Here is a 24,981-nt window from a genome sequence, read left to right on the forward strand (position 1 = left end):
TGAGAGACGGAACGAAAATGATGCGCTGTTCGCCTGAAGTCCCGTCTCAGCCTACATAATCAGGTATCGAGCCCCACAAGATGCTCCGCGACACCGGCGCTGATGTGCGCCAGCTCACTCTCCGTGAGGCGAAGACGTGCCGCGGCAGCGTTTTCAACCGCCTGAGCCGGATCGCGCGCGCCGCAGAGCGAGAATGTTATGCCCGGCTGGGCAATCGTCCAGGCGATCACCACCTGCGCGACCGAAGCCCTGTGGGCGGCCGCCACCGGTTCCAGCACGCCCATCAATCGCGCGATTTTCTGACGGTTCGCCTGGCTGAAGCGCGGGTTGCCGTGGCGCTGGTCGTCGTCCGCAAAGACCCGTTCAGGCCCGACCTTGCCCGAGAGGAGACCGAGCGCCAGCGACGAATAGCTGAGAACCGAGACATCGTTCTTTTGGCAAAGCGGCAGCAGCGTCGTCTCGATATCGCGCTTCACCATGGAATATTCTTCCTGAATGGCATCCAGCGCGCCGGTGGCGATATAAGCCTCAAGATCGCCGGGCGAGACGTTGCTTGCGCCGATGGAGCGGATCTTCCCCTCCTCTTTCAGCCGCACCAAAGCCCCGACCGTTTCGGCAATAGGCGTCGTGGCGTCCTGCCAATGGGTCACGTAGTGATCGATATAATCGGTTCCGAGCCGTTTCAGACTTTCTTCGACCTCGAAACGGATAGAGGCAGGACCGAGATAACGATGAACGGGCTTGCCATCCTGATGGAAGAAATAAGCACCCTCATTCACATGCCAGACCAGCCCGCATTTGGTAACCAGCACCACCTCCTCGCGCCTGCCGGCAATTGCCTTGCCAACGATGGTTTCCGCAAGCCCCATGCCATAGGCCGGTGCGGTGTCGATCAGGGAAATACCCGCATCGATGGAGGCCTGGATGGCGGCGATGGATTGCCGCTCGTCGGTGCCGCCCCACATCCAGCCGCCGATGGCCCAGGTGCCGAGCCCCACGGCGGATGCGCCGATGCCGCTTCTGCCGATCGTCCGGGTCAATATTGCATTGTCCGTCACGCGGTTTCCCCTCCTTCGTGATCCAGTAAATAGCCGGCTATCGCCTCGTCCACGACGAGCGAGGTCAGATAGCGGCCGGCAAGCGTGGCCGCCACCGGTCCGGCCTTGATGGCGCCTGCCGCCACACCGATGATATTCGGGCACCGGGCAAGCTGCCCGGGGTCCAGCGCCACCACGCGCGAGTTGAGATCGATGCGCGCCAGCTGCCCGTCCGCCATGGTAAGATGGGCGAGAAACTCGCCGGCAATGCCCGCATCCACCAGCGCCTGCCCGCCACGGGCCGCATCCGGCAGAAGATCGTAATAGCCGGAGCCAGGAGCCTCCACGGAGCCGATGCCGACCAGCGCCACCTGCGCCTGCCGGGCCAGATCGAAGACCTCACGGATCGATGCGACATTCATCAGCAGATCGCGCTGTTCCTCATCCTCGGCAAACAGCGGCGCATGAACGAGCGATGCGCTGCCGCCGAGCTTCTCCGCCAGTTGCGTGGCGAGATGATTGACATCCGTATAGTGCTTGCCCTGCACGCCGCCGGTCAGCGGCACCACCCGCACATCGAAACGACGCTCCGCCTCAAGATTGTCGACAACGGCACTCACCGCCTTGCCGCCGGTAATCGCGATCACATCGCCGTCACGAATGGTCTCCAGCAAATGGTTGGCGGCCACCCGACCCACCATCTGCAAGGCGGTTTCCGGATTATCGGAGACCGTCGGCGTCACCACCGACTGCCTGAGGCCGAAACGGCGGGTAATCTCGTTTTCGAGGTCCACCAGCCTCTGATAGGGACTGGCGATGGTGATCTTCACCATGCCCGCCTTGCGGCCGGCCGCAATCATGCGGTTGACCTTGGTGTGGGAAAGATTGAGCCGCTCGGCGATTTCCGACTGCTTCACACCCTCGATGAAATGCAGCACCAGGACGGAATACATCTGCCTCTGTTGATCGAAATCGTCCTTGATATCCAGCATGGTCGTATTTCTCCAGTTACCCTCGGGCGAGCGAAGGGCGCTCAACGGCGGCGCCTGACCAGATAGTGGTCGAACAGGACCGCAGTCAGCAATATGCTGCCCCTGATGATGTCCTGCCAGTAGACAGACACATTGAGCAAGGCAAGCGAACTGGAAACCACCGAAAGAAGGATCGCCCCAAGGATCGCGCCGAGAATGGTGCCCGAGCCGCCCGAAAGGCTCGCGCCGCCGATGACCGCCGCCGCAATCACGTTAAGTTCCATGCCGACGCCGAAGCTTGGCTGGGCAGAGCCGAAACGGGCCATATAGATAACGCCTGCAACACCGCACAACATCGAACAAAGCGTGGTGGTGGCAAACACCACCCGGCCGACGCGGATACCGGAATAGGCCGCGGCTTTCGGATTGCTGCCGGTATAGAACACCTTGCGGAAGGCGGTCGTGCGCCGCAGCAGCAGATCGAAAACGACAACCACCACCGCGAAGATAATCAGCACCAGCGGAATGCCGCCAAGCGCGCCCTGACCGATGAACTTGAATTCCGGCGGCAGGGAATAGAGCCCAAGCGGCCGCCCGCCCGTCGCCAGCAGGCACACACCGCGCGCAATCACCATGACACCCAGCGACACGATGAAATGATGCAGCCCGATCACCGTCGTCAGGAATCCCATGGCCATGCCAATCAAGGTCGTAAGGCAGATTGCCAGCCCCGCCGCCACCCATGGATCGACGCCATTGAGGAACAGCCAGCCAGCCGCCACCATCGCAAGTGCAGTGACGGAGCCGACCGAAAGATCGATGCCGCCAGAAATCAGCAGGATCGTCATGCCCACCACGACGATGCTTTCGATGGCGAAGACCATGGCCATGGCCCGCAGATTGTCCACGGTCAGGAAATACGGAGATATGAAGGACATCACCGCAAAAAGCGCGAGGATGATGACGATCAGCCCGGTTTCCCGCGCCTTGAGCGCCGGCTCCCACCAGGCGGTGCGGCGAACCGCCGTCTCAGCTATGCCCGAAGGTGTTTCCGATGTTGCCATTTTCCCGCTCCCTCAGGCCCTTTCCGGGCTATGCACAATATTGATCGATGCGAGCTGCATGATCTTTTCCTCCGTCATGTCGTCGCCCTCGACCTCACCCGTAATCCGACCCTCGCGCACGACCAGCACGCGGTCGCTGACGCCGATAAGTTCCGGCAGTTCCGAAGAGATGACGACCACACCGACGCCCTCACGCGCCAGTTCCCGGATCTGGCGGTGGATTTCGGCCTTCGCGCCCACATCTACCCCGCGTGTTGGCTCATCCAGAAAGATGACCTCCGGCTCCACCGAGAGCATCTTCGCCAGCGCCACCTTCTGCTGGTTGCCGCCGCTCAGGGTCGATACCGCATCGCCGATGCTGTTCGCCCGCAATTTCAGCCGGCGTCCCAGCTCATCGGCACGCTTCATTTCCTTGCGCCGTTCGATGAAGCCCATGCCGTTCGATACCCTGCCGATATCGAGCGCAGAGACATTTGAGGCGATGGACATGTTGAGGAAAAGCCCGTCCCCCTTGCGATCCTCGGACAGATAGACCAGCCCCTCGCGGATGCTGTCGCGATAATCCTTGAGCCTTAATGGCCGGCCGCGCAGCGTAACCTCGCCTCTCGGCTTCCCCTCCAGCCGGCAGACCGCCCGGGCGATCTCGCTTCTTCCCGCACCAATCAGCCCGGCAAGCCCCAGGATTTCGCCGCGGCGCAGATCGAAATCGACATCGAAAACCCGCTTTCGTTCGTTCAGGCCCCGCACAGAGAGAATGACGTCATCCGATTTTTCATCCTCCGAAAGCTTTGGCGGGTAGAGCTTGTCGAGCACCCGTCCCACCATGCTGTTGACGACTTCCTCGGGGGAAATATCGGCAATATTCTCCGTCCTGATATGGCAGCCGTCGCGCATCACAGTGATGCGGTCGCAATGTTCGAAAATCTCCGCCATACGATGCGAGATATAAACGATGGCAATGCCCCGTTCCGCCAGCCGGTGCATGATCCTGAAAAGCGTCTGCGCTTCGGTTTCGGTCAGAGCCGCCGTCGGCTCGTCGAGGATCAGGATGCGGCAATCGAGTGTCAGCGCCTTGGCGATTTCGACGATCTGCTGTTGCGAAATCGAAAGGTCGCCGGCGCGGCGGCTGGGATCGATATCACCGATTTCCCGCAGCACAATTGCCGCCCGCTTTTCGAGATCGCGATAGTTCATGAACCAGGAGCGGCTTTGGCCCGTCTGCGACATAAACATGTTCTCGGCGACCGAAATCTCCGGGCAGAGCGCGATTTCCTGATGCACGAAACCGATGCCAAGCCGGTTCGCCGCATTGGGCGAGGATATCTTGACCGGTTTGCCATCCAGCACGATTTCCCCGCCATCCGGCTGCAGAATGCCGTCGATGATATGCATCAGCGTCGACTTGCCGGCGCCGTTTTCACCGGCCAGCGCATGGATTTCGCCGCGCCGCAACTCGAGTGCCGCATTGCGCAGCGCCCGCACGGGGCCGAACGCCTTGTGAATATTCGTCATGCTGAGGATGACCTCACCCATAACGCCCTCCCGAACCTGCTTCCCCTTGTGGCCGGCGAGGTGCAAACCCCGCCGGGTCCAGAGCGACGCGTCAGCGCCCCTTCATATAGTCGTTGAGATCGAAGGAAGCGGCGTTCGCCTTGGTGATGACAGCGAAACCATTGTCCATCGAAGGAACCTGCATCGGATTGAAGCCGGAAACCTTGTAGTCGTTGAACGGGTCGATAAGGTCCGAATGGGCGCCCAGAAACGTGTTCATGAAACCCATGAAGCCCTGCACACCCTGATTGGGATTGATGGACATGTAGATATTGCCCTGCTTGATATGTTCCAGCGTGGCGGGGGTGATATCCGCATGCAGGATCAGGACCTTCTTCTTCGCCTCAAGGACCGCAGCCGTCGCGCCTTCGGCCGAACCGGCTTCGGGAATCCACAGGGCACCCAGATTGGGATTGGCCTGCAACAATGCGCCAACGGCCTGGTAGGCAAGGTTCGAATCCTGATTGGTCGCCTGGCGACCGACCAGCTTCATCTGCGGATAGGTGCGCCCCATATAGTCGATGAGGGCCGTGACGCGCAGATCGTGATTGCTCTGTCCCGGATTTTCCAGAACGGCATATTCGCCTTTTTCGCCAAGTTTCTTGACGATTTCATCCGCCGCAAATTTCGCCTCGGCGACATTGTCCGAAGTGATATAGGCGGTGCGTTTCGACTTCGGGGAATCCGCCGCAAAAGTCGTCACCGAAACGCCGGAGCCGATCGCCTTGTTGATCGGTTCGATAAAGGGATCGGCCTGCATCGGATGCAGCAGAATGCCCTTCGGCTTCTTCACCAGTTCCTGCTCGAAAGATGCGATCTGCTTGGTGATGTCATATTCCGGGGTGCCGGTGAAAACGGCTTCGCAGCCGAGCGCCTTTGCGGCCTGCTTGAACCCCTCGAAGACCGGCACCCAATAGGGGTGGCTGGAAACCATGACGTTCATCACATAGGTCTCACCCGGCTCGCAGGCAAACTTGCCCGCGGCGGCGGCCTGCGAACCGGCACCAGCGGCAATCGCCACGGCTAAAACACCCGCGGCAGCGGTCGATTTCAGAAAAGCCAACATATTCCCCTCCCAAGGACAATGACTTAGTCCGCAATAAATTTTATTCGATGTAATTTATTGCATAGGAATTGGGATAGCCGGAAACCTCGCGGCCGTCAATGCCGTTTGAATTTTATTTTATGATGTGAAATTTATTTCAGTTCAGCCGCAAGGCACGGAAGCGATGGCCAGCGCCTAATCGGCGCCGAGCAAATAGAGGATGAATTTGTAGAGGACATAGGCGCCGACAACGGCGGGAAGAAAGTGCATGAATGGATTGATTATCGCCATATCAAACGCGCCCTTTCCAGATCGACTAAGTGGTTGCCAACTGAATGAAGCGAATGGCATCACCGACAGTGGAAAGACTGTCTGCGGCAGCATCGGGAATTTCTATGCCAAATTCCTCTTCGATCTCCATGACGATCTGAACGACCTCAAGCGAATCCGCATTCAGATCTTCGGAAAAATCAGCTGTATCGACGATTTTATCATCAGCTATTCCGAGCTGCTCGCCGATGATTTTTGCCACCCGGTTTCTTATCTCGGACACTGCAGTGTCTGTCGGGACCGAAAAACTCACCATCTCGATTCCGACGTCCTGTTCTCCGTGCCGATGTCGTCCGACGTCCATCGATAGAAGGCGAAAAAGTCCATCGCGAAGACAAAAAGGGATATGGGGCTACCCAGGTTCGACATTGCTCTCTCATTTCTCCCCCCGATAAAATCTAAGCTTCGGAATGAGTGACCTGCAATGAAGATTTTGTAATTTATTGTTGCCCGTAACCGGCTTTTAGACCGCTCTCTGTCTCGGAACTTTTCCGGCTTTCATGAATTGTATCCGGCTCGCAGGCGCACTCCGGTGACATGGATAGTCATGCTTCATCCGGCCCTAAGCGAAATATCTGGGAAAGACTGTCTCGGTGAGGGGCCGCGCGGACGCTGGATCGTATGTGCCGGAAACCGTTTAGCGGCACCACGCTCCGTACCGGAACCAACACATCGTCGCGGAGTACCTCACTCTTGACATCCTCTCGCAAACCTTGTTTATACGCATAAGCAGCTAATACGAATTAGCAGTCGACAGGAAACGAGGTTTCGATGGTTAGGCGCTTGACGCAACGGGACATTGCGATCTTCGCGGGGGTCAGCCAGGCGACGGTTTCGCTCGTGCTCAACGAGGCGAAATCCGCTGAGGGTCGTATCCCGCCTGAAACGCGAGAGCGTGTGCTGAAGGCCATTCGGGACACGGGTTATGTGGCGGACCCCATCGCGCGCAGCATGGTCAAAGGCGCTAATCGGATTCTGGGTGTTTTCACCTATCAGCCGGCTTTCCCGATTGCGCAGGCAGATTTCTACACGCCTTTTCTGATGGGGATAGAAGAGGAAGCGGAGAGGCTGAGCTACGACCTTCTGCTGATGACGGCTGCGGCGCGCGACGATAACGGCCGCAAGCGCATCTTCGGAGAAACAGGTCGGCTTCGACTAGCTGACGGATGCCTCATTCTGGGCAGCCAGTTCGACCGCGATGAATTGGCCCAGCTGGTTGCCGGCGACTACCCTTACGTCGCAGTCGGTCGTCGTGACGATGCCGGCGGGCCGGTGCGTTATGTTGGCGCGGACTATGTGACAGCCACGCATGCTCTTGTACGAGAGGCACTTGCCGCGGGCCATCGCCGCTTCGCCTTTATCGGCGCGACGGGTCCGGCGGAATCCATCAGCGACCGCTGGCGTGGTTTTCGCGCCGCAATCGAGGGCGCGGCGGCGCTGGTCTATTCCCACGAAAGCGAAAATGGCGATCCGGCCGAGCAACTGGCCGCCGTTCGCGCCAGCGGAGCGAGCGTCGTTTTTTTTGCCGAAGTAGCCGAAGCGGTGGTCTTCGACAATCAGGCCCGCGCCCAGGAGGTGAGCGTCCCCGGCGATCTTTCCATCGTGGTGCTGGGCAGCGGCACACGCACGCATACGCTCCGGTCGCAACGCGTCTTCACCTCCTATGCCATCCCCCGCGAAGAGATGGGCAGGCAGGCGACCTCCATGCTGGTCGAAACCCTTACCAGCCCCCCCGGCCCTGTACGGCAGATACTGCTGGGCTGCGACATCGTGGCGGGCGAAACGCTCGCCTCCCCAAATCAAGGCCCAACTTAAGGAAAGAGAACCTGACGTGAGAGAATACAATGCAGATATTCTTGTGGTTGGCGGTGGCCTTGGTGGCGTGGCGGCGGCGCTTGGGGCCCTGCGCAATGGCCGCAGCGTTATCCTGACCGAAGCATTCGAGTGGATTGGCGGCCAGTTGACCAGCCAGGCCGTGCCGCCCGACGAGCACAGCTGGGTCGAACAATTCGGGATCACCGCCAGCTATCGCGCCCTGCGCACGGGTGTGCGGCAATATTACCGTGACCACTATCCGCTGACGGACGCCGCGCGGGCCGATCTGACGCTCAACCCCGGAGACGGCAACGTGTCTCGCCTGTGCCATGAACCACGCGTTTCGCTGGCGGTGATGGAGGCAATGCTTGCGCCTTACGCCGCCGGCGGCAAGCTGACCGTCCTCAAGCCCTATGAGCCGATATCAGCGGAGGTCGACGGCGACACCGTGCGGGCCGTGACGCTACGCCATTGCAATACCGGCGACCTCATTTCCTGCTCGGCCCGCTATATCATCGACGCGACCGAATTGGGCGATCTGCTGCCGCTGACCGCAACTGACTATGTCACGGGCTTCGAAGCCCAATCCGAAACCGGCGAGCCGAGCGCGCCGGCGGAGGCGCAACCGGACAATCAGCAAGCCGTCTCTATCTGCTTCGCCATCGATCAGGTTGACGGCAATCATGTCATCGACAAACCTGCCCGGTACGACCACTGGCGTCAGGTTGCCCCCGAATTTTGGGGCGGCCCGCTATTGAGCTGGGACTCGCCCAATCCGCGCACACTGGAGCGCAGCCGCCGGTTCTTCGATCCCAACCCAGCCGACAACGCAACACGCGACGTTGCCGACCAGCGTCACAGCGCCGGCGATATGAGCCTGTGGATATTCCGCCGTATTGCCGCCCGCCATACATTTCGACCCGGCGCCTATGCCAGCGATATCTGCCTCGTTAACTGGCCGATGATCGATTATTTCGAGGCGCCGATCATTGATGTTACCCTAGAACAATATGCCGAGCGGCTGGCCGACGCGGCAAGCCTGTCCTATTCCATGTTCTACTGGATGCAGACCGAGGCGCCTCGCCCGGATGGTGGTCAGGGCTTTCCGGGTCTGCGTCTGCGCGGCGACATTACCGGCACGGAGCACGGCTTGGCCATGGCGCCCTATATCCGTGAAAGCCGCCGCATTCGCGCCCTGACCACGGTGGTGGAACAGGATTTGTCGCTTGCGGTGCGCGGCGATCGCGGCGCGGTGCATTACCCTGATAGCATCGGTATCGGCATGTATCGCATCGACCTGCACCCCTCGACGGGTGGTGATAATTATATCGATGTGGGGGCCTGCCCTTTCGAAATTCCGCTGGGTGCCCTTATTCCCCGCCATAAAACGAACCTGCTGGCGGCATCCAAGAATATCGGCACCACGCATATCACCAATGGTTGTTACAGGCTGCATCCGGTCGAATGGAACATTGGCGAAGTGGCCGGCATGCTGGCCGCCTACTGCCTCGACAGGGGCGAGACCCCGCATGGCGTCCATGCCAATGAAAAGCGCCTGGCGGAGTTTCACACCCACATCGAACGCCAAGGGGTGGAGCGCCATTGGCCTGATATTCGCGGCTACTAGCTAATACGTATAATCTGGGAGGATTATTCATGCGCAGGAGTATAGTGAAAATTGCAGTGGCCGGTTTTTTGGTCACATCCGGGCTGGTTTCGCCGGCTTTGTCGCAGGAATTGCGGATGGCCATATGGAGCGCCAACGAAGCCCATCTGGCTCTGTTCAACGAAATCGCCGATGAGTTCGAGGCGAGCCATCCCGGCGTCAAGATCACCTACGATTCGCTTGCCTACGAAGGCTATGCCACCACTCTGACAACCCAGATCGCCGGCGGTAATCCCCCCGATCTGGCCTGGCTGTTCGACACGACCGCGCCTGACTTCATGGCGGCCGGAGCGCTTTATCCCCTCACCGAAACCTTTGCCAATACCGAAGGTTACGACATGGGCGACTTCCCCCCGGCAACGCTCACCGCCTGGTCGTATGAAGGGGTACAATATCTCTATCCGTTCTCGACATCGCCCTTCGGCGTCTTTGTTAACAACGACATGATCCGGGCGGCGGGCGCAAAGACGCCCGCCGAGATGATCACTGCCGGCGAATGGAACTGGGACAATGCCATTGCGACGGCCGCAAAAGTCGCGACGACCGGCAAACAGGGATTGATCATTCGTGATTTCGAATACAAGGCGTGGGAGAATCTTGCCGAAATCTATACCGGCTGGAATGCTTATCCCTGGTCGAAAGATACAAAATCCTGCGCTTTTGCCAGCCCGGAGATGGTTGAGGCCATGCGCTTCATCCACGATGCGATCTTCGTGAAGAAAGCCATGCCGGGGCCTGGCGTTTCGGCCGATTTCTTTGCCGGGGATGCGGCGATGACGACCACCCAGATCAGCCGCGCATCGCTGCTGCCGAAAGGCGACAAGGCCTTCGACTGGGATCTCGTGCCGTTGCCCACGGGGCCTGCCGGCGATTATGCCGTTACAGGTCGAGCAGGCATTGGCGTCATGGCCAGCGGCAAAAATCCCAAGCTCGCAGCGGAATTCCTGGCGTTTTTCTCCTCGAAGCCTAATGTAGCCAAGCTCGCGCGGTTTTTCCCGCCAGCACGGAAGAGCCTGCTGACCGCCGATGTGCTTGCGGCCGCCAACCCATTGCTGTCGCGCGAGCAGATAGAGGCCGTGGTCATTCGCGGCGTCGCCACCGGTCAATCGACGCAGCAGGTTCTCAATTTTGCCCGGCTGCAACAGACCGTTCGCGCTGGCCTCGATGGTCTCTGGCGACCAGATGCCGATGTCGCGGCTGTCCTGCAAGCGCTTTGCAGCCGTCTTGACCCATTGCTGGCGGCCAATTGACGCTTCGCAGTCATCCGGTGGATGCGAAAGGCAGAAGGAAGAAGAGCCATGACGCTTGCCCTCCAAACAGCGCAAACACAGGCCCGGCGCGGTTTCTGGACCATGGCGCGGCGTGACGCCGCCACCGGTTATCTGTTCATCGCGCCGCAACTCATCGGTATCGTTGTCTTCGTGCTCGTGCCGCTGGTGCTGGTCTTCTGGTATTCGCTGCATGAGTGGAACGTGCTGGCGGGATCGTTCCGGTTCACCGGCGTCGCCAATTACCAGAAGCTGCTCAGCGACCCGGCCATAGGCGAAGTACTGGCCGTGACCGCCGTGTTCTCGGCCGGACTTGCCCTGCTCAATATGAGCCTGGCGCTGGGGCTTGCGTTGCTCTTAAACCAGAAGCTGGCCTTCATGACCGTGTTCCGCACACTGTTCTTTTCGCCGGTGGTGGTGTCGCTGGTCGCCTGGACAATCGTCTGGAGTTTCCTGTTGCAGAACAATGGCGGTATCAACGGCCTCCTGCAAATGATCGGCGTCGAGGGTCCCAACTGGCTGCGCCACCCAACGACCGCGATGATCTCGGTCATCGTCGTGCAGGCGCTCAAGAATCTCGGCCTCAACATGATCCTGTTTCTCGCAGCACTGCAGGGCGTGCCGCGGGAACTGTTCGAAGCCGCACGCGTCGACGGTGTGCCGCGCTTCAAGCAGTTCTATCGCATTACCCTCCCGATGATCAGCCCGACGATCCTGCTCGCCTCCATCGTCACCATCGTCGGCGCGTTGCAGGTCTTTGCGCAGATCATGATCCTCACGCAGGGCGGGCCGGGCTTTTCCACGACGGTTCTCGTTTATTACCTCTATCAGCAGGCCTTCCAGTTCTACCTCTTCGGTTACGGTTCGACACTCTCCATCATTCTGCTGGTCATTGTCGGCGCTCTCACCTTCATCCAATGGCACCTGCGCAGAAAGTTCGTATTCTATGAAAACTGAACTCAGCCCACGCGCGCAGGCGCTGATCTATTTCATACTCTGCGTGCTGCTTGTCCCCTTCGTCTTCCCGACCTGGTGGATGGTCACGTCGTCGGTCAAACCCGTCAGCCAGATATTTGCCTTTCCGCCGGATATCTGGCCGCGCGCCTTCGATTTTTCCTCCTATTCCGACGTCTTCAGAATACAGCCCTTCGCGCTGCAATACTGGAACTCCGCCTATATCGCGGCGATCGTCACCATCGGCACCATGGCAGTGGCGTCGATGGCCGGATATGCCTTTGCGCGTATCAGGTTCCCCTTTGCCAACGCCATCTTCATGGTGGTTCTGGTGGGGTTGCTGATCCCATCCGAAGTGACGCTGGTTCCGTTGTTCCGGATGTTTCTCAAATGGGGCATGATCAACACGCATTGGCCGCTGATCCTGGTGCCGATCTTCGGTGCGCCGGCGGTCTTCGCCACCTTCATCATGCGCCAGTTCTTCATCTCCCTGCCCGTGGAACTGGAAGAAGCCGCACGGGTCGATGGCCTCGGCCGGCTAAAGATATTCTGGACCATCGCCCTGCCGCTTGCCCGTCCGGCGCTGGCCGCCGTTGCAATCTTCACATTTCTCGGCAGCTGGAACCTTTATCTCGAACCCATCGTCTTTCTTTCCAGCCCCGACAAGTTCACCCTGCCCCAGGCGCTGACACAATTTACCGACGCCTACGGCGGACCGATGTGGAACATCCAGCTTGCCGCCGCGACGATGACCGCCATCCCCGTACTCATCGTCTTCATCGTTGCGCAGAAACAATTCGTCGAAGGCCTCGCCCATACCGGGCTTAAAGGCTAATCGAAAGGCTGACCCATGGCACCCGTTACCCTTAGATCCGTCAAGAAAAGCTATGGCGCATTCGCCACCATCCACGGCGTCGATATCGATATTGCCGATGGCGAATTCGTTGTCCTCGTCGGCCCTTCGGGCTGCGGCAAATCCACTTTACTGCGGATGATCGCGGGGCTTGAAACCGTGACCAGCGGTGATATCTCGATCAGCAGCCGTGTCGTCAACGAGATCGAGCCGAAAGACCGCGACATCGCCATGGTCTTCCAGAACTACGCGCTGTATCCGCACATGAGCGTGGCGAAAAACATGGCTTTTTCGCTGGAGCATCGCGGCGGCAGCAAGGCCGAGATCGCCGAGCGGGTGAGCTGGGCAGCGGAGATATTGGGGCTGACGCCATTGCTCGAACGCTTCCCCCGCCAGCTTTCCGGCGGGCAACGGCAGCGTGTCGCCATGGGCCGCGCAATCGTCCGCAATCCTCAGGTTTTTCTGTTCGACGAACCGCTCAGCAATCTCGATGCCAAGCTGCGTGTGGTGATGCGCGGTGAAATCAAGGCGTTGCATCAGCGTCTGGGGGTCACGACCGTTTATGTCACGCATGATCAGGTGGAAGCCATGACCATGGCCGACAAGATCGTGGTGATGAATGCCGGACGGGTCGAGCAATGCGGAGCGCCGCTCGAGCTTTATGACCGGCCCGCCAATCCCTTCGTCGCCGGTTTCATCGGTTCCCCGGCAATGAATTTCATCAATGGGCGATTGACCGCCGATGGTTTCGAGGCTGACGGCGTCGTCCTGCCCCTCCCGCCCAGCCATGCCACAGGCGAAGCGATCTACGGCATCCGCCCGGAACATTTCGAACTGGTCAACCATGGCCTCGCCGCAACCGTTTTATTGGTGGAGCCGATGGGGTCGGAAACGCAGGTCACAATGATGATCGGCGATCACCAGGTCATTGGTGTCTTCCGCGAGCGCGTACAAGCGCAGCCGGGCGCGACCATCCAGGTTCAGCCGGATCTGGCATCGATCCACCTGTTCGATGCCAGAACCAGTCAACGCCTCAACTAGCGTCGATGAAAACCGGAAGCGTGCGTATAGAACCGTCGCGGAAATCGCGGCGCAGGGCCAGAGAAGGCCTGCCACGGCCGTGCGATAATCTATGGTGCCGCCTCCACTGAAAAAGCAGATTTGATGAGTGTTTCGGTATATTCAGCCGTCGGATTGTTGAATATCACATCCGTTTCTCCTTCCTCCACAATCTTCCCGTTTCTCATGACGATGACGTAATCCGAAATCGCCTTGATGACAGAAAGGTCGTGGCTGATGAAGATGTAAGAAAGGCCATGCGTCTTCTGCAAATCACGCAGCAGATCGATAACTTGTCCCTGAACGGATCGGTCCAGTGCGGATGTCGGTTCGTCGAGAATGACGACATCCGGTTTGAGGATGATCGCGCGGGCGATTGCGATACGCTGACGTTGTCCGCCTGAAAACTCGTGAGGGTAACGGTTGCGAGCGGCGGGATCGAGGCCGACTTCTTTCAGTGCTTCTATTGCCCGCTTGTCCCGTTCCGCTCGGCTCAGCCGTTGCTCATGCACAAACAGGCCTTCCGTGATGATCTCTCCGACCGTCTGTCTTGGCGAAAGCGAGCCATAGGGGTCCTGGAACACAAGCTGCAGACGCCGCCGCAATGGCCGCATTGCCTTCCGATCAAGTCCGGTAATTTCCCTCCCGTCGAAGAAGATACGGCCATCTGCCACAATTAGACGCAGAAGCGCACGACCGAGCGTGGACTTGCCTGATCCGGACTCACCGACGATGCCTATGGTCTGTCCCTGGTGAAGGTTGACATTGACGCCGTCTACGGCTCGGAACCTGCGAGACTTCGACAAGAAGCCACCAGGAATTGTATAATCGATCGTCACGCCCTGGCCGGAGAGCACGACCGGCGCCTCTGTACTAATTGCCGGCTTGTGTCCCTTGGGTTCGGCGTCGAGAAGCATCCTGGTGTAATCCGCCTGCGGGCGATCGAAGATATCTTCCGTCGTACCGGACTCGACAATCTCACCACGGCGCATGACAGCCACACGATTGGCAAAATGGCGGACCACGCCAAGATCATGCGTGATCAGGACGATGGCCATGCCGAAGCGTTGTTGCAACGACTTCAGGAGGTCGAGGATTTGCGCCTGGATCGTCACGTCCAGCGCAGTGGTCGGCTCATCCGCAATCAGAATATCCGGTTCATTCGCGAGAGCCATGGCGATCATGACGCGCTGGCGCTGGCCACCGGAAAGTTCATGGGGATAGCTGTCTATGCGCCGCTCCGGCTCGGGAATTCCCACGAGCTTCAGCAGTTCGAGAACGCGGGCGCGCGCCTCTTTTTTACTGCCGCCCCTGTGGTGCAGGATAGGTTCGGCGATTTGCGCGCCGATCCGGTAGAGAGGATCGAGCGAGGTCATCGGCTCCTGGAAAATCATGGTGATTTTCGCACCCCGGATATCGTTCAGCTCGCCGACCGGCAGACCGATCAGCTCGCGTCCGCGATATTTTGCCGAGCCTTCAATAACGCCGTTGGATGCCAGCAGCCCCATGATGGCCATCATGGTCTGGCTTTTGCCGGAACCGGATTCTCCGACAACGGCAAGCGTTTCACCCTGCTTGACGTCAAGATCGATGCCCTTGACGGCTTTCACCGTGCCGTCCGGCGTCGTGAAATCGACCTTGAGATTACGGACGGTCAGAATGGTTTCAGATGTCGTATTCATGTCAACGATCCTTGGGATCGAGTGCATCACGCAACCCGTCACCCACGAAATTCAGCGAAAACAGGGTCAGTACGAAGAAGATCGCCGGAAATATCAGTAGCCATGGGGCCGATTGGATATTGTTGGCACCTTCGGAAATCAGCGCACCCCAGCTCGTCAGCGGCGCCTGCACGCCAAGACCGAGGAAGGAGAGGAAGCTTTCCAGAAGAATGACCTTGGGTACGACGACCGTAACGAACACGACGACGGGCCCGATCGTATTCGGGATGATGTGACGGCGGATGATCTGCCAGTCGCTCAAACCCAAGGCCTGTGCGGCGCCCACAAATTCCCGCCGTTTCAGGGCAAGCGTCTGACCGCGGACGATACGCGCCATGTCCAGCCATTCCACCGCACCGATGACCAGGAAGATCAGGATGAAGCTGCGGCCGAAAAACACCACCAGCACGACCACCAGAAAGACGAAGGGCAGCGAATAGAGAATTTCGACGAAACGCATCATCACATTGTCGACACGCCCACCGATATATCCCGCGGTTGCGCCGTAAAGAACGCCGATTCCGAGCGAAACGAGGCTGGCGAGAACGCCGACGGCGATCGAGATTTGCCCACCCAGCATCACGCGCGCCAGCATGTCGCGACCGTTGGAATCCGTGCCAAAGAAGAAGTATTCGCGGTTGACGTCGCCTTCCAGCTTCAGCGTTCGCCCCTCATCTTCGGTGGCGACGACCTTCGTATTTTCGAATTCGTTGGCGCGGTCGAAATAGCGTGTGGTGCGCGGGTCAATCGTGCTGCTGGAGGTGACGGTTGCCGTGAAGGCCTGCCCTTCGACGGAGAATTCCTTCAGCTCGACGCGCGCCCGGCTGGCAACGCCCTCCATCACGTCTTGCAGGTTGTTCACATCCGGGCGTGGCTCAAGGCTCGGCGGGACGGAGACATAGGACGAGAACACCTGATCGTAGGTGTTCGTGAGGAAATGCGGGCCGATGAACGAGAAAAGCGTGATCAGCAGCAGCATGACGGAACCTGCCATGGCGGCCTTGTTTCGTTTGAAACGCAGGGCTGCCAGCTGGAACAGGCTTCGGCTTTTCACCGATGGTTGAGGGGCAATATTGCCGGGGATATCAGTCATGTCTGACCCTCGGATCCAGCAGGCCGTAGAGAATATCGACCACGAGATTGAAAAGGATGACAAAAATGGCGACGAGAACGACGGTTCCCATCACCAAGGTATAGTCACGATTGATCGCACCAAGAACGAAGTAGCGGCCCACACCCGGAATAGTGAAGATCGTCTCGATGACGGCCGAACCCGTCAGCAGTGCTGCGGCGCACGGAGCCAGATAGGAAACGACCGGAAGCATCGCCGCGCGCATGGCGTGGAATACCACCACGTTGCGCGCTGGAAGGCCGTAAGCCTTGGCGGTGCGGATGTGGTCCATTCGCAAAGCCTCGATCATTGCGCCGCGTGTCAGACGCGCGATGACCGCAAGCTGCGGCAAAGCGAGCGCGATCATCGGAAGGATGAGATATCGCAGCGATCCGTCGCCCCAGCTGCCGGCGGGCAGAAGCCCGAGTATGACGGCAAAGACAAGCGTGAGAACGGGTGCGACAACGAAGTTCGGCACGGTAACGCCAACCGTCGAAATCGACATGATCGAGAAATCGAAGGCACTATTCTGCCTGAGCGCGGCCAGGGTACCAGCAAGAACGCCGCCGACCAGCGCAAGCAAAAGAGCATAGCTGCCGAGTTCCAGCGAATAGGGCAGACCCTTGCCGATCAACTGCGCGACGGTATTGTCCTTGTAGACGTAGCTCGGACCGAAATCGCCGGTGACGGCATTGCCGAGATAGATGAGATACTGGCGCCACAATGGTTCATCCAGATGATAGGTTCTCATCAGGTTTTCCATCGTCTGCGGCGGCAGGGGACGTTCAAGATTGAACGGACCGCCCGGTGCGAAACGCATCAGGAAAAACGAAATCGTGACGACGATAAACAACGTCGGCACCGCACTCGCCAAACGGCGCAGGATAAACGAGATCATGCTTTTTCGGGCTCCGGCATGGCACGGTGGTGTGAGCCACCGTGCCGACGCTGCTTATTCGGAAACGCTCAGGAAGCGGCTGAGGTGTGCGTTGGCAGCGTTGTCGACCCAACCCTTGACGCGGTTGGAAACCAGCCAGAGATCGGCCTGCGTCAGAAGCGGAACAACCGGCTGTTCCTTCATGAGGATGGTTTCTGCCTCATGCAGGAGCTTGGAGCGAGCGGCAGGATCCTTCTCGTCGTAGGACTTCTGCATCAGCGCGTCATATTCGGCGTTGTTGAACTTGGAATAGTTGAAGGTCTTGTTGGAAGATACCGAAAGCGCGAGGAAGTTTTCGGCATCCGCATAGTCGGCAACCCAACCGGCACGCGCCACGTTGAATTTGCCGCCTTCCTGAAGGTAGCCATAGTGCGAGGCGACGTCGAGATTCACCAGCGACACCTTCGCGCCGAAGGTGTTCTTCCACATATCAGCGATAGCCGTCGCGACGCGTTCATGGTTCGGGTTGGTGTTGTAACGGATTTCGATGGAAAGCGGCTTGCCGCCCTCACCGTAACCAGCGTCCTTCATGAGCTTGAGGGCTTCGTCTTCGCGATCAAGCTGAGACAGCGTGGCAAAGTCGGCCTTTGCCGGCTCTTTGTAGGAATCCATGCCCGGAGGAACCATGGAGTAGGCCGGAATCTGAGAACCGCTATAGATTTCCTTGGCGAGGAAATCACGGTCCACTGCCATGGAGAGCGCCTGGCGGACACGGACATCGTTATACGGCGCTTCGCGGGTATCGAAGGTGTAGTAATAGGTGGCAAGCGTCGGCGAAACGTGAACCTGTTCGCCGTAGGCCTTGCGCAGACGGTCGATCTGATCCGCGGAAAAGTTGTAGGCGAGGTCCATTTCCTTTGCTTCGAAACGACGGACGGATGCGGCCTGATCGTCGATCGGGTAGAAGATGACCTTGTCGATCTTGGTGTTGGATGCATCCCAGAAACTGGTGTTCTTGACGACCGTCAAGCTGTCATTGGGAACATGCGCTTCGAGTTTATAGGCGCCGTTCGAGACCATGACGCCGGGCTTTACGAAGTCGGTGCCATTCTTTTCGTAGCTTGCCTTGGAGATTGGCAGAGCCGCCTGGTGAGAAAGGAGTTCAAGGAAGAAAGGTGTCGGGCGCTCGAGTGTGATCTCAAGGGTCTTGTCATCCACCGCCTTGACGCCAAGCTGGTCAACCGGAACATCGCCCTTGTTGATCTTTTCGGCGTTCTTGATCGGGTAAAGAATATTTGCATATTTTGCTGCAGTCTTTGGATCTTCGACGCGCTGGTAGGAGAACACAAAATCTCCGGCCGTTACAGGTGTGCCATCCGACCACTTCGCATCCGCACGCAGTTTGAACGTGTAGACGGTGCCATCCTCAGACAGTGTCCAGCTTTCCGCCGTACCGGGAACGATCTTGCCGGCGGCATCGTAAATGGTGAGACCTTCATAAAGGTCTTTCAGGATAAAGGCTTCGATGTTGATGGAGGTCTGCGCCTGATCGAGCGTCTGCGGTTCCCCGGCATTGCCGCGGTGTAGAACTGTTTCTGCAAGTGCAGAACTCGCCCCAATCAGAAGCGATCCTACCAGCAGAGTGGCGCGAGTTGTTGTTTTTATCGACATCGTTTCTCTCCCCGTGAAGATTTTTGAGTCTACAAACAAGGCGATATTGCTCCGAAGCGCAACAACAATAAATTGTGAGTTGATGGGAAGCCTTGACCTCGTCGGTGCTCTTTTAATGCCAGGACTGTGGACAATTGTTCTTAATACCCGAGGCGCCACAATCGCAACCCGGGGGTTGCTCTGTCGTGAAAGACCTGCGCGATACGAACCTTATCTCCTAATCGCGTGGCGTCGAAGACAGTAAGGCAGACGCAAGTGTCACTTGCTGGGGCCACTATGTAAAAAGGCCCTGCGATCTCTCGCAAGGCCTTGATACTTAAGAATTCGGATGGTGGGCGTGACAGGGATTGAACCTGTGACCCCTACGATGTCAACGTAGTGCTCTCCCGCTGAGCTACACGCCCTCCGTGGCGGCGGATAGACCACAAAACCGGTTCATGCGTCAACTGCTTTTTTTCGGTTTTGTGAAGGTTTTTTGAGAGGCCTTATGCCACAAGGAGTTTGTTGACCTCATCCACCAGATCGCGCAGATGGAACGGCTTGGAAAGCACCTTGGCGTCCTTCGGAGCCTTCGAATCGGCATTCAGCGCAACGGCTGCAAAGCCGGTAATGAACATGACTTTCAGGTCCGGGTCGAGTTCGGTCGCGCGCCGCGCAAGCTCGATGCCGTCCATCTCGGGCATGACGATATCGGTCAGCAGAAGCGAAAAGGGCTCTTCGCGAAGCCGGTCATAGGCGCTGGCGCCATTGTCGAAGGAAGAAACCTTGTAACCGGCTTTTTCCAGCGCCTTGACGAGGAAGCGGCGCATATCGTTGTCGTCTTCAGCGAGAAGAATTTTCTGATTCATCATAAGTGACCGTAACTACTCAATGTTTGGAATACCCTAGCCCGATTATAGGATTTTCACGGTAAATATCCTGTGAACGCGTGAATCGGTATAGCGCTGATTGGGCGATAGTATGGACTTGCCGCGCCGTAACTGGCAACATGAACATCCTGATAGTTTTGCGACATGGTAAATGACCCTGAATGGACTGGATAACGGGTGAATATGAGCTGTTTGAAGTAACGGAACCTGCCGTTCAAACCCTGCCATTCGTCTATAATTCCCCCCATAGCGGCCGCTGCTACCCCATCTCCTTCCTGGAATCGGCAAGGCTCGATTCGCATGAGATCCGCCGCTCCGAAGATCATTTCGTCGATGAGCTGTTCGCGGCGGCACCGGAGATCGGCGCGCCGCTTCTCAAAGCGAATTTCCCGCGCGCCTATCTGGACGTCAATCGCGAGCCCTACGAGCTCGATCCCCGCATGTTCGAAGGCACGCTTCCGCCTTATGCCAATATCGGCTCCATGCGGGTCGCAGGTGGCCTGGGAACGGTGCCACGCATCGTCGCCGAGAATATGGATATCTATGCCCACCGCCTGCCGGTCGACGAGGCGCTTTCGCGGATCGAGACGATCTACAAGCCCTATCATGCCTGCCTGCGCCGCCTGCTGTCTCGCACCCACGCCAATTTCGGAATGGCGGTACTGATCGACTGCCATTCCATGCCGGGCAATATCCGCGTTGCCGGCTCGAATCTCAGGCCGGATGTAATCATCGGCGATCGCTACGGCACCAGCGCATCCCAGGAAGTCTCCCGCGCCGCGCTGCATTTCCTTGAGGAACTGGGTTTCGTCGCGGTCTGCAACAAACCCTATGCCGGCGGCTTCATCACCGAACATTATGGCCGGCCCATCCGCTCTCTCCATGCGCTGCAGATCGAAGTCAACCGGGCGCTTTACGTGGATGAAAAGACGCTTTTGAAAAAAGCCGATTTTCCTGCCATTCAGGCGTCGCTTGAAATCTTCATGCGCCAGCTCGGCGCCTTCGTTTCCGAATACGCGATAGAAACGTCGCTCGCCGCTGAATAGCAGTTCAAATCATCCGCTATCTCAATCTTTTATCCCGGATCGTCTGGCAGCCCGCCGGACAAAAAAAACCGCGCCTTGGCGCGGTCAAGTCTAGGGAGGAAACACCCAAGGAGGGTATTTACAGTCAAAGACTGTAGGATCACGCTACGCAGTAATTGCACAATTGTCAATCATTTTATTTTATGCATATTTTTTGGGCTTGTGCTGAAAATATGGAAACACCGGCGCCGTCATTCGTATGAGTGGACGGCGGATGCGATTCCGGTCTATGCATTGCCGCAATAGAATTCAGACCCAATATTCAGGCAATGAGGTTTCGCATGCTGCCCGACCGGGATTTCTTCTTCAAACTTGCCGATGCCGCCAGCGCTGAAACGCTTCCCCGCTTCCGCACGGGCATTGCCGTCGCCAACAAAGAGGATGGCGGCTACGATCCGGTGACGGAAGGCGATCAGGCCGCAGAAACAGCCATTCGCGCCCTGATCGAGGCCCGGTTTCCACAGCATGGCATTCTGGGCGAAGAACACGGCAATATCGGTCTCGACCGCGAGCATATCTGGGTCATCGACCCGATCGATGGCACCCGCGCCTTCATTTCCGGCGTGCCGGTCTGGGGCACGCTGATCGGTTTCCAGTCGGCCGGCCGCGCCTCCATGGGCATCATGGACCAGCCTTTCACGAAAGAGCGCTATTTCGCCGATGGCGAGACAGCCTGGTATTTCGGACCCGACGGCGAAAAGAAACTCCGGACGCGTGATTGCGCGTCTTTGTCGGATGCGGTGCTGTTCACCACTACCCCGCATATCTTCACTGCGGAAGAAAAGCCCTTCTATGAAAAGGTACAGGATCAGGTTCGCCTTTTCCGCTACGGCGTGGATTGTTACGCCTATTGCCTGCTTGCAGCCGGCCACGTCGATCTGGTGATCGAATCCGGCCTGAAGCCCTATGATGTCGGCGCGTTGATCCCTGTCATCGAGCAGGCCGGCGGCATTATGACGACCTGGGATGGCGGGCGTCCGGAAAATGGCGGCCGCATTCTCGCAGCCGGCTCAAAGGCAGTGCACGAACAGGCGCTCGCCATTCTCTCAAAACTCTGAGGCAGCGCGCTTAAGCGGCCATCACTCCGGCGCGAAAAACGCGTCGATGGCCGCCAGCGCCTGTTTGCGGAAAACGTCACGCTCATGCAGCAATTCGTGGCGCGCACCGGTGATCGGAAGAAGCTGCGCTGCCCGGAAATTGCGTGAGAGTTCCTCCTGCGCCTTATAGGGCGTGATGGTATCCAGCATCGGCGCCAGAATAAGGGTCGGAATGGTGATATTCGTCAGATGATCCTGACGGACCACCCGTCCCATGGTCTTCAGCGCCTCATACACCCAGCGCGCCGTCGGCGCACCGATAAAAAGTTCCGGAAACTGCCTGTGCAGCGAGAGATTTCTTTTAAAACGTCTGGGGTCCGAGGTGAGCGGATTGCCGTCGAAATCCCGCTCGCGCTGATCCTTGCCGAGCTGCACCCGCCCAAGGCCAACGAGACTTAAAGCCGTCGCCACCGCCCGAATGACGGATGAGGGGACGGATTGCTGGCTGTCCAGCTCGATGAAAGGCGAACAAAGCGCCAGACGGTCGATCCGGTTCGACAGGCCGGGTGCAGCGGCAAGCGCTGCAAGCGCGCCGGTGGAATGCGCGATCATGAAGAATGGCAGCCGCGTATCCGGCAACACCACCTGTTCGAGAAAAAGGCCGATATCACGCTGATAGTCGGAGAACCGCCGCACATGCCCGGCACCCGGTTTTTTCAGCAATCTTTCGGAACCGCCCTGCCCGCGCGTATCGAAGGTCGCAACCCAGAAACCCATGGCGGTGAGATCGCCGACCGTTTCGAAATATTTCTCGATACATTCGTTCCTGCCATGCAGCAGAACCACGGTTCCGCGAGCCACCTGGCGGCTGGCGCGAAAGATCGCGTAGCGAAGCTGTTTGCCGCGATCGCCGGTAAAATAACCGACGGTATGGTTGCCGGGAACCGGGTTGTCTTCGCTGGCGCGCAATGTGGCTTCGATCATCGGTCTTTTCCGGCTTTTCTGCCTTTTCGGGATAGGTCGGCGGCGCGGGAAGGTCAAAGAAAAAATTGCCGGAACCGTCGGTTAAAGCAGTCGCGGTTCCGGCGAATAAGACAGAAGAAGAAGGGACGTTATTGCTTCTGTCCACGGAGAATGTCTCCGATGACCGATGTTTTATGGCTCTCAAACTGAACGATGCCGGAACCTGACGTTCAGCCATGGTTCATGTTTCTTTCGCCTTTTCACGCGCCCCTTGACGCAGCGGCAGGCCATTCCCATCTCATTCATGCGGTCGCCAGAACGGGACCGCGCCACATGTCCGGCCGTTGCCAGAACGGGACGCCGGGCTTAACCGCAAACAGTCGCTTCTTAAGGAGGACACCATGCGTCACGTTGATTTTTCCCCCCTCTATCGTTCCACCGTCGGCTTCGACCGTCTTTTTTCGATGCTTGACGGCCTCGGCCAGCCTGAACAGGCCCAGTCCTATCCGCCCTACAATATCGAGCGGACCGGCGAAAACACCTATCGCATCACCATGGCCGTTGCCGGTTTCGATGAAACTGAACTCAGCATCGAATCCCGCGCGAATACGCTGACGGTGAAGGCCGAGAAGGCCGCAGATGAGAAGTCATCCGAAGGTGAGTTCCTGTATCGCGGCATTGCCACCCGCGCTTTCGAGCGCCGCTTCCAGCTTGCCGACCATGTCGAGGTCCAGACCGCTTCCCTGAAGAACGGCCTGCTCCACATCGATCTTGTCCGCAATATTCCCGAAGCGATGAAACCGCGCCGCATTGCGATCTCGTCCGACAGCGCCGATGCGCCGAAGACCATCGAAGCCCAGATTTCGCCGGCTCAGGTCAACTAAACCGATCCGGACCTCAAACGAACGGCCCCGTAAAGGGGCCGTTTTTTGTTTGATGAAAATTCGCTCTTCAGCGGGTGGAGACTACCGCACCTTCTGCGGCAGCGGCTTCCGATATGGCCGCTTTTTCATGGGCCTTTCTGGCATAACGTTGGGCCAGCACCGCGCAGACCATCAGCTGGATCTGGTGGAAAAGCATGATCGGCAGGACGATTGCACCAATGCTTTGGCCGGCGAAAATCGCGCCCGCCATGGGCACGCCACTGGCGAGGCTCTTTTTCGAGCCGCAGAAGGTGATGGTGATTTCATCGGCCTTGTCGAAACCCAGCAAACGGCTGCCGAACATCGTCACACACAGGACAAGCGCCAGCAGCAGGATATTGATGACGATGACCACACCGATATCCCTGAGCGAAAACGTGTGCCAGATGCCTTCGATGACCGCATCGGAAAAAGCCAGATAAACGACCATCAGGATGGAGCCGCGATCGACCGGAGCCAGCAGTTTCTTGCGCGCCCTGATCCAGTCGCCGATCCACGGCTGCAGCACCTGACCGACGATGAAGGGCAAAAGCAGCTGCAGGAATATCTGCAGGAACGCATCCAGCGAAAATCCACCGCCATGGCCTCCCACCGTAAACAGAAGGCCGACCAGCAGCGGGGTCAGGAACATGCCGAAAATATTCGAAGCGGAGGCCGAACAGATCGCAGCCGGCACGTTTCCGCCCGCCATGGAGGTGAAGGCAATGGAGGACTGCACGGTGGATGGCAGGACGCAGAGGAACAACACGCCCATATAAAGCGGCGCAGGCAGAATATTCTCGGGAATGAAGCCGATTGCCACACCAAGCAGCGGGAACAGGCCGAAGGTCACGAGAAGGATCGCCAGATGCAGGCGCCAGTGCAGAATACCTGCAATCACCACATCCCGGGAAAGCCGCGCGCCGTGGAGGAAAAACAACAACGCTATCGCGAGTTTTGTCGCAAGCCCGAAATACTCCGCCGGCTCACCGCTGATCGGCAAAATGGAGGCCAAAATCACGGTGGCGACCAGCATCATGGTGAAGCGATCAGGTAGGAAGCGGGTCATGGGAGATCTTTCCGGCATCGGTTTTGCTTGAAACGCGCGCTACTATCGCTCATCATGAATTCC

Annotated in this window: 22 protein-coding genes and 1 tRNA gene; 9 read left to right on the top strand and 14 right to left on the bottom strand. The window is 58.3% G+C overall.

The window, feature by feature from the left end; all coding sequences use genetic code 11:
- Window positions 1-59: 59 nt before the first annotated feature.
- The 6 genes from BTE54_RS08810 to BTE54_RS08835 all read right to left on the bottom strand — a co-directional run bounded on the left by BTE54_RS08810 (window position 60) and on the right by BTE54_RS08835 (window position 6,221).
- Window positions 60-1,058 (bottom strand): aldo/keto reductase, encoded by a 999-nt coding sequence (locus tag BTE54_RS08810; RefSeq protein ID WP_078052167.1) that lies wholly within the window; start codon window positions 1,056-1,058, stop codon window positions 60-62.
- Complete coding sequence (locus tag BTE54_RS08815) at window positions 1,055-2,029, bottom strand: sugar-binding transcriptional regulator (RefSeq protein WP_059757988.1); 975 nt, start codon at window positions 2,027-2,029, stop codon at window positions 1,055-1,057. Before BTE54_RS08815 ends, BTE54_RS08810 begins: the two co-directional genes overlap by 4 nt.
- 41 nt (window positions 2,030-2,070) lie before the next feature.
- Window positions 2,071-3,072 carry an ABC transporter permease gene (locus BTE54_RS08820; RefSeq protein WP_065656643.1) on the bottom strand — a complete coding sequence of 334 codons (1,002 nt, stop codon included), beginning with the start codon at window positions 3,070-3,072 and terminating at the stop codon, window positions 2,071-2,073.
- 12 nt (window positions 3,073-3,084) lie between these two features.
- A complete protein-coding gene (locus tag BTE54_RS08825; RefSeq protein WP_078052168.1) occupies window positions 3,085-4,605 on the bottom strand; it encodes a sugar ABC transporter ATP-binding protein in 1,521 nt (506 codons plus the stop codon).
- 70 nt (window positions 4,606-4,675) lie between these two features.
- Window positions 4,676-5,689 carry a substrate-binding domain-containing protein gene (locus tag BTE54_RS08830; RefSeq protein WP_078052169.1) on the bottom strand — a complete coding sequence of 338 codons (1,014 nt, stop codon included), beginning with the start codon at window positions 5,687-5,689 and terminating at the stop codon, window positions 4,676-4,678.
- Window positions 5,690-5,984: 295 nt separating this feature from the next.
- On the bottom strand, window positions 5,985-6,221 hold the full coding sequence (locus BTE54_RS08835; protein ID WP_078052232.1) for an acyl carrier protein: 237 nt from the start codon (window positions 6,219-6,221) through the stop codon (window positions 5,985-5,987).
- A 548-nt stretch (window positions 6,222-6,769) separates the two neighbouring features.
- Here BTE54_RS08835 and BTE54_RS08840 point away from each other — a divergent pair.
- From BTE54_RS08840 to ugpC, 6 genes are read left to right on the top strand one after another with little or no spacing between them, the layout of a single operon-like run.
- Complete coding sequence (locus tag BTE54_RS08840; protein WP_078052170.1) at window positions 6,770-7,813, top strand: LacI family DNA-binding transcriptional regulator; 1,044 nt, start codon at window positions 6,770-6,772, stop codon at window positions 7,811-7,813.
- Between the two features lie 16 nt (window positions 7,814-7,829).
- A complete protein-coding gene (locus BTE54_RS08845; RefSeq protein ID WP_078052171.1) occupies window positions 7,830-9,440 on the top strand; it encodes an FAD-dependent oxidoreductase in 1,611 nt (536 codons plus the stop codon).
- 29 nt (window positions 9,441-9,469) lie between these two features.
- Window positions 9,470-10,729 carry a sugar ABC transporter substrate-binding protein gene (locus BTE54_RS08850; RefSeq protein ID WP_078052172.1) on the top strand — a complete coding sequence of 420 codons (1,260 nt, stop codon included), beginning with the start codon at window positions 9,470-9,472 and terminating at the stop codon, window positions 10,727-10,729.
- 48 nt (window positions 10,730-10,777) lie between these two features.
- On the top strand, window positions 10,778-11,704 hold the full coding sequence (locus BTE54_RS08855; RefSeq protein ID WP_078052173.1) for a sugar ABC transporter permease: 927 nt from the start codon (window positions 10,778-10,780) through the stop codon (window positions 11,702-11,704).
- Window positions 11,694-12,536 (top strand): carbohydrate ABC transporter permease, encoded by an 843-nt coding sequence (locus tag BTE54_RS08860; RefSeq protein ID WP_078052174.1) that lies wholly within the window; start codon window positions 11,694-11,696, stop codon window positions 12,534-12,536. Before BTE54_RS08855 ends, BTE54_RS08860 begins: the two co-directional genes overlap by 11 nt.
- Before the next feature lie 15 nt (window positions 12,537-12,551).
- Window positions 12,552-13,595: a sn-glycerol-3-phosphate ABC transporter ATP-binding protein UgpC gene (gene ugpC / locus BTE54_RS08865; protein ID WP_078052175.1), complete on the top strand. Its 1,044-nt coding sequence runs from the start codon at window positions 12,552-12,554 to the stop codon at window positions 13,593-13,595.
- 89 nt (window positions 13,596-13,684) lie between these two features.
- Here the strand turns inward: ugpC and BTE54_RS08870 are convergent, their stop codons facing one another.
- From BTE54_RS08870 to BTE54_RS08895, 6 genes are all read right to left on the bottom strand, one after another.
- Complete coding sequence (locus BTE54_RS08870) at window positions 13,685-15,295, bottom strand: ABC transporter ATP-binding protein (RefSeq protein ID WP_161987939.1); 1,611 nt, start codon at window positions 15,293-15,295, stop codon at window positions 13,685-13,687.
- A 1-nt stretch (window position 15,296) separates the two neighbouring features.
- Window positions 15,297-16,427 (bottom strand): ABC transporter permease subunit, encoded by a 1,131-nt coding sequence (locus tag BTE54_RS08875; RefSeq protein WP_078052176.1) that lies wholly within the window; start codon window positions 16,425-16,427, stop codon window positions 15,297-15,299.
- Complete coding sequence (gene oppB, locus BTE54_RS08880) at window positions 16,420-17,343, bottom strand: oligopeptide ABC transporter permease OppB (protein ID WP_035265000.1); 924 nt, start codon at window positions 17,341-17,343, stop codon at window positions 16,420-16,422. The genes BTE54_RS08875 and oppB overlap by 8 nt, the downstream gene beginning before the upstream one ends.
- Before the next feature lie 54 nt (window positions 17,344-17,397).
- The gene (locus BTE54_RS08885; protein WP_078052177.1) at window positions 17,398-18,993 is read right to left on the bottom strand and encodes a peptide ABC transporter substrate-binding protein; all 1,596 of its coding nucleotides are present in this window, start codon (window positions 18,991-18,993) and stop codon (window positions 17,398-17,400) included.
- A gap of 329 nt (window positions 18,994-19,322) precedes the next feature.
- Window positions 19,323-19,397 (bottom strand) — tRNA-Val (locus BTE54_RS08890).
- An 81-nt stretch (window positions 19,398-19,478) separates the two neighbouring features.
- On the bottom strand, window positions 19,479-19,841 hold the full coding sequence (locus BTE54_RS08895) for a response regulator (protein WP_003497910.1): 363 nt from the start codon (window positions 19,839-19,841) through the stop codon (window positions 19,479-19,481).
- Between the two features lie 182 nt (window positions 19,842-20,023).
- On the opposite strand from BTE54_RS08895, the gene BTE54_RS08900 reads away from it, so the two are divergent.
- The gene (locus BTE54_RS08900; RefSeq protein WP_003519728.1) at window positions 20,024-20,908 is read left to right on the top strand and encodes an N-formylglutamate amidohydrolase; all 885 of its coding nucleotides are present in this window, start codon (window positions 20,024-20,026) and stop codon (window positions 20,906-20,908) included.
- Window positions 20,909-21,228: 320 nt separating this feature from the next.
- Window positions 21,229-22,005, top strand: a complete 777-nt coding sequence (gene hisN, locus BTE54_RS08905; RefSeq protein ID WP_065656651.1) for a histidinol-phosphatase — start codon at window positions 21,229-21,231, stop codon at window positions 22,003-22,005.
- A 21-nt stretch (window positions 22,006-22,026) separates the two neighbouring features.
- Here the strand turns inward: hisN and BTE54_RS08910 are convergent, their stop codons facing one another.
- The gene (locus BTE54_RS08910; RefSeq protein ID WP_078052178.1) at window positions 22,027-22,968 is read right to left on the bottom strand and encodes an alpha/beta hydrolase; all 942 of its coding nucleotides are present in this window, start codon (window positions 22,966-22,968) and stop codon (window positions 22,027-22,029) included.
- Between the two features lie 380 nt (window positions 22,969-23,348).
- Here BTE54_RS08910 and hspL point away from each other — a divergent pair, with 380 nt between their 5' ends.
- Window positions 23,349-23,831 (top strand): heat shock protein HspL, encoded by a 483-nt coding sequence (hspL, locus tag BTE54_RS08920; RefSeq protein WP_065656653.1) that lies wholly within the window; start codon window positions 23,349-23,351, stop codon window positions 23,829-23,831.
- Between the two features lie 67 nt (window positions 23,832-23,898).
- Here hspL and BTE54_RS08925 read toward each other — a convergent pair whose 3' ends face one another.
- Window positions 23,899-24,918 (bottom strand): bile acid:sodium symporter family protein, encoded by a 1,020-nt coding sequence (locus tag BTE54_RS08925; protein ID WP_078052179.1) that lies wholly within the window; start codon window positions 24,916-24,918, stop codon window positions 23,899-23,901.
- Between the last annotated feature and the right edge of the window lie 63 nt (window positions 24,919-24,981).

Origin of the sequence: Agrobacterium sp. YIC 4121, from assembly GCF_002008205.1 — a bacterium.
GTDB lineage: Bacteria > Pseudomonadota > Alphaproteobacteria > Rhizobiales > Rhizobiaceae > Agrobacterium > Agrobacterium leguminum.

What these genes read in the sequence shown, in the direction of transcription:
- BTE54_RS08815 (WP_059757988.1), bottom strand. Translation starts at nt 2,029, where the DNA reads ATGCTGGATATCAAGGACGATTTCGATCAACAGAGGCAGATGTATTCC.
- BTE54_RS08860 (WP_078052174.1), top strand. Translation starts at nt 11,694, where the DNA reads ATGAAAACTGAACTCAGCCCACGCGCGCAGGCGCTGATCTATTTCATA.
- BTE54_RS08840 (WP_078052170.1), top strand. Translation starts at nt 6,770, where the DNA reads ATGGTTAGGCGCTTGACGCAACGGGACATTGCGATCTTCGCGGGGGTC.
- BTE54_RS08830 (WP_078052169.1), bottom strand. Translation starts at nt 5,689, where the DNA reads ATGTTGGCTTTTCTGAAATCGACCGCTGCCGCGGGTGTTTTAGCCGTG.
- hspL (WP_065656653.1), top strand. Translation starts at nt 23,349, where the DNA reads ATGCGTCACGTTGATTTTTCCCCCCTCTATCGTTCCACCGTCGGCTTC.
- BTE54_RS08820 (WP_065656643.1), bottom strand. Translation starts at nt 3,072, where the DNA reads ATGGCAACATCGGAAACACCTTCGGGCATAGCTGAGACGGCGGTTCGC.
- BTE54_RS08910 (WP_078052178.1), bottom strand. Translation starts at nt 22,968, where the DNA reads ATGATCGAAGCCACATTGCGCGCCAGCGAAGACAACCCGGTTCCCGGC.
- ugpC (WP_078052175.1), top strand. Translation starts at nt 12,552, where the DNA reads ATGGCACCCGTTACCCTTAGATCCGTCAAGAAAAGCTATGGCGCATTC.
- BTE54_RS08870 (WP_161987939.1), bottom strand. Translation starts at nt 15,295, where the DNA reads ATGAATACGACATCTGAAACCATTCTGACCGTCCGTAATCTCAAGGTC.
- BTE54_RS08900 (WP_003519728.1), top strand. Translation starts at nt 20,024, where the DNA reads ATGGACTGGATAACGGGTGAATATGAGCTGTTTGAAGTAACGGAACCT.
- BTE54_RS08825 (WP_078052168.1), bottom strand. Translation starts at nt 4,605, where the DNA reads ATGGGTGAGGTCATCCTCAGCATGACGAATATTCACAAGGCGTTCGGC.
- oppB (WP_035265000.1), bottom strand. Translation starts at nt 17,343, where the DNA reads ATGATCTCGTTTATCCTGCGCCGTTTGGCGAGTGCGGTGCCGACGTTG.
- BTE54_RS08850 (WP_078052172.1), top strand. Translation starts at nt 9,470, where the DNA reads ATGCGCAGGAGTATAGTGAAAATTGCAGTGGCCGGTTTTTTGGTCACA.
- hisN (WP_065656651.1), top strand. Translation starts at nt 21,229, where the DNA reads ATGCTGCCCGACCGGGATTTCTTCTTCAAACTTGCCGATGCCGCCAGC.
- BTE54_RS08925 (WP_078052179.1), bottom strand. Translation starts at nt 24,918, where the DNA reads ATGACCCGCTTCCTACCTGATCGCTTCACCATGATGCTGGTCGCCACC.
- BTE54_RS08895 (WP_003497910.1), bottom strand. Translation starts at nt 19,841, where the DNA reads ATGAATCAGAAAATTCTTCTCGCTGAAGACGACAACGATATGCGCCGC.
- BTE54_RS08875 (WP_078052176.1), bottom strand. Translation starts at nt 16,427, where the DNA reads ATGACTGATATCCCCGGCAATATTGCCCCTCAACCATCGGTGAAAAGC.
- BTE54_RS08885 (WP_078052177.1), bottom strand. Translation starts at nt 18,993, where the DNA reads ATGTCGATAAAAACAACAACTCGCGCCACTCTGCTGGTAGGATCGCTT.
- BTE54_RS08855 (WP_078052173.1), top strand. Translation starts at nt 10,778, where the DNA reads ATGACGCTTGCCCTCCAAACAGCGCAAACACAGGCCCGGCGCGGTTTC.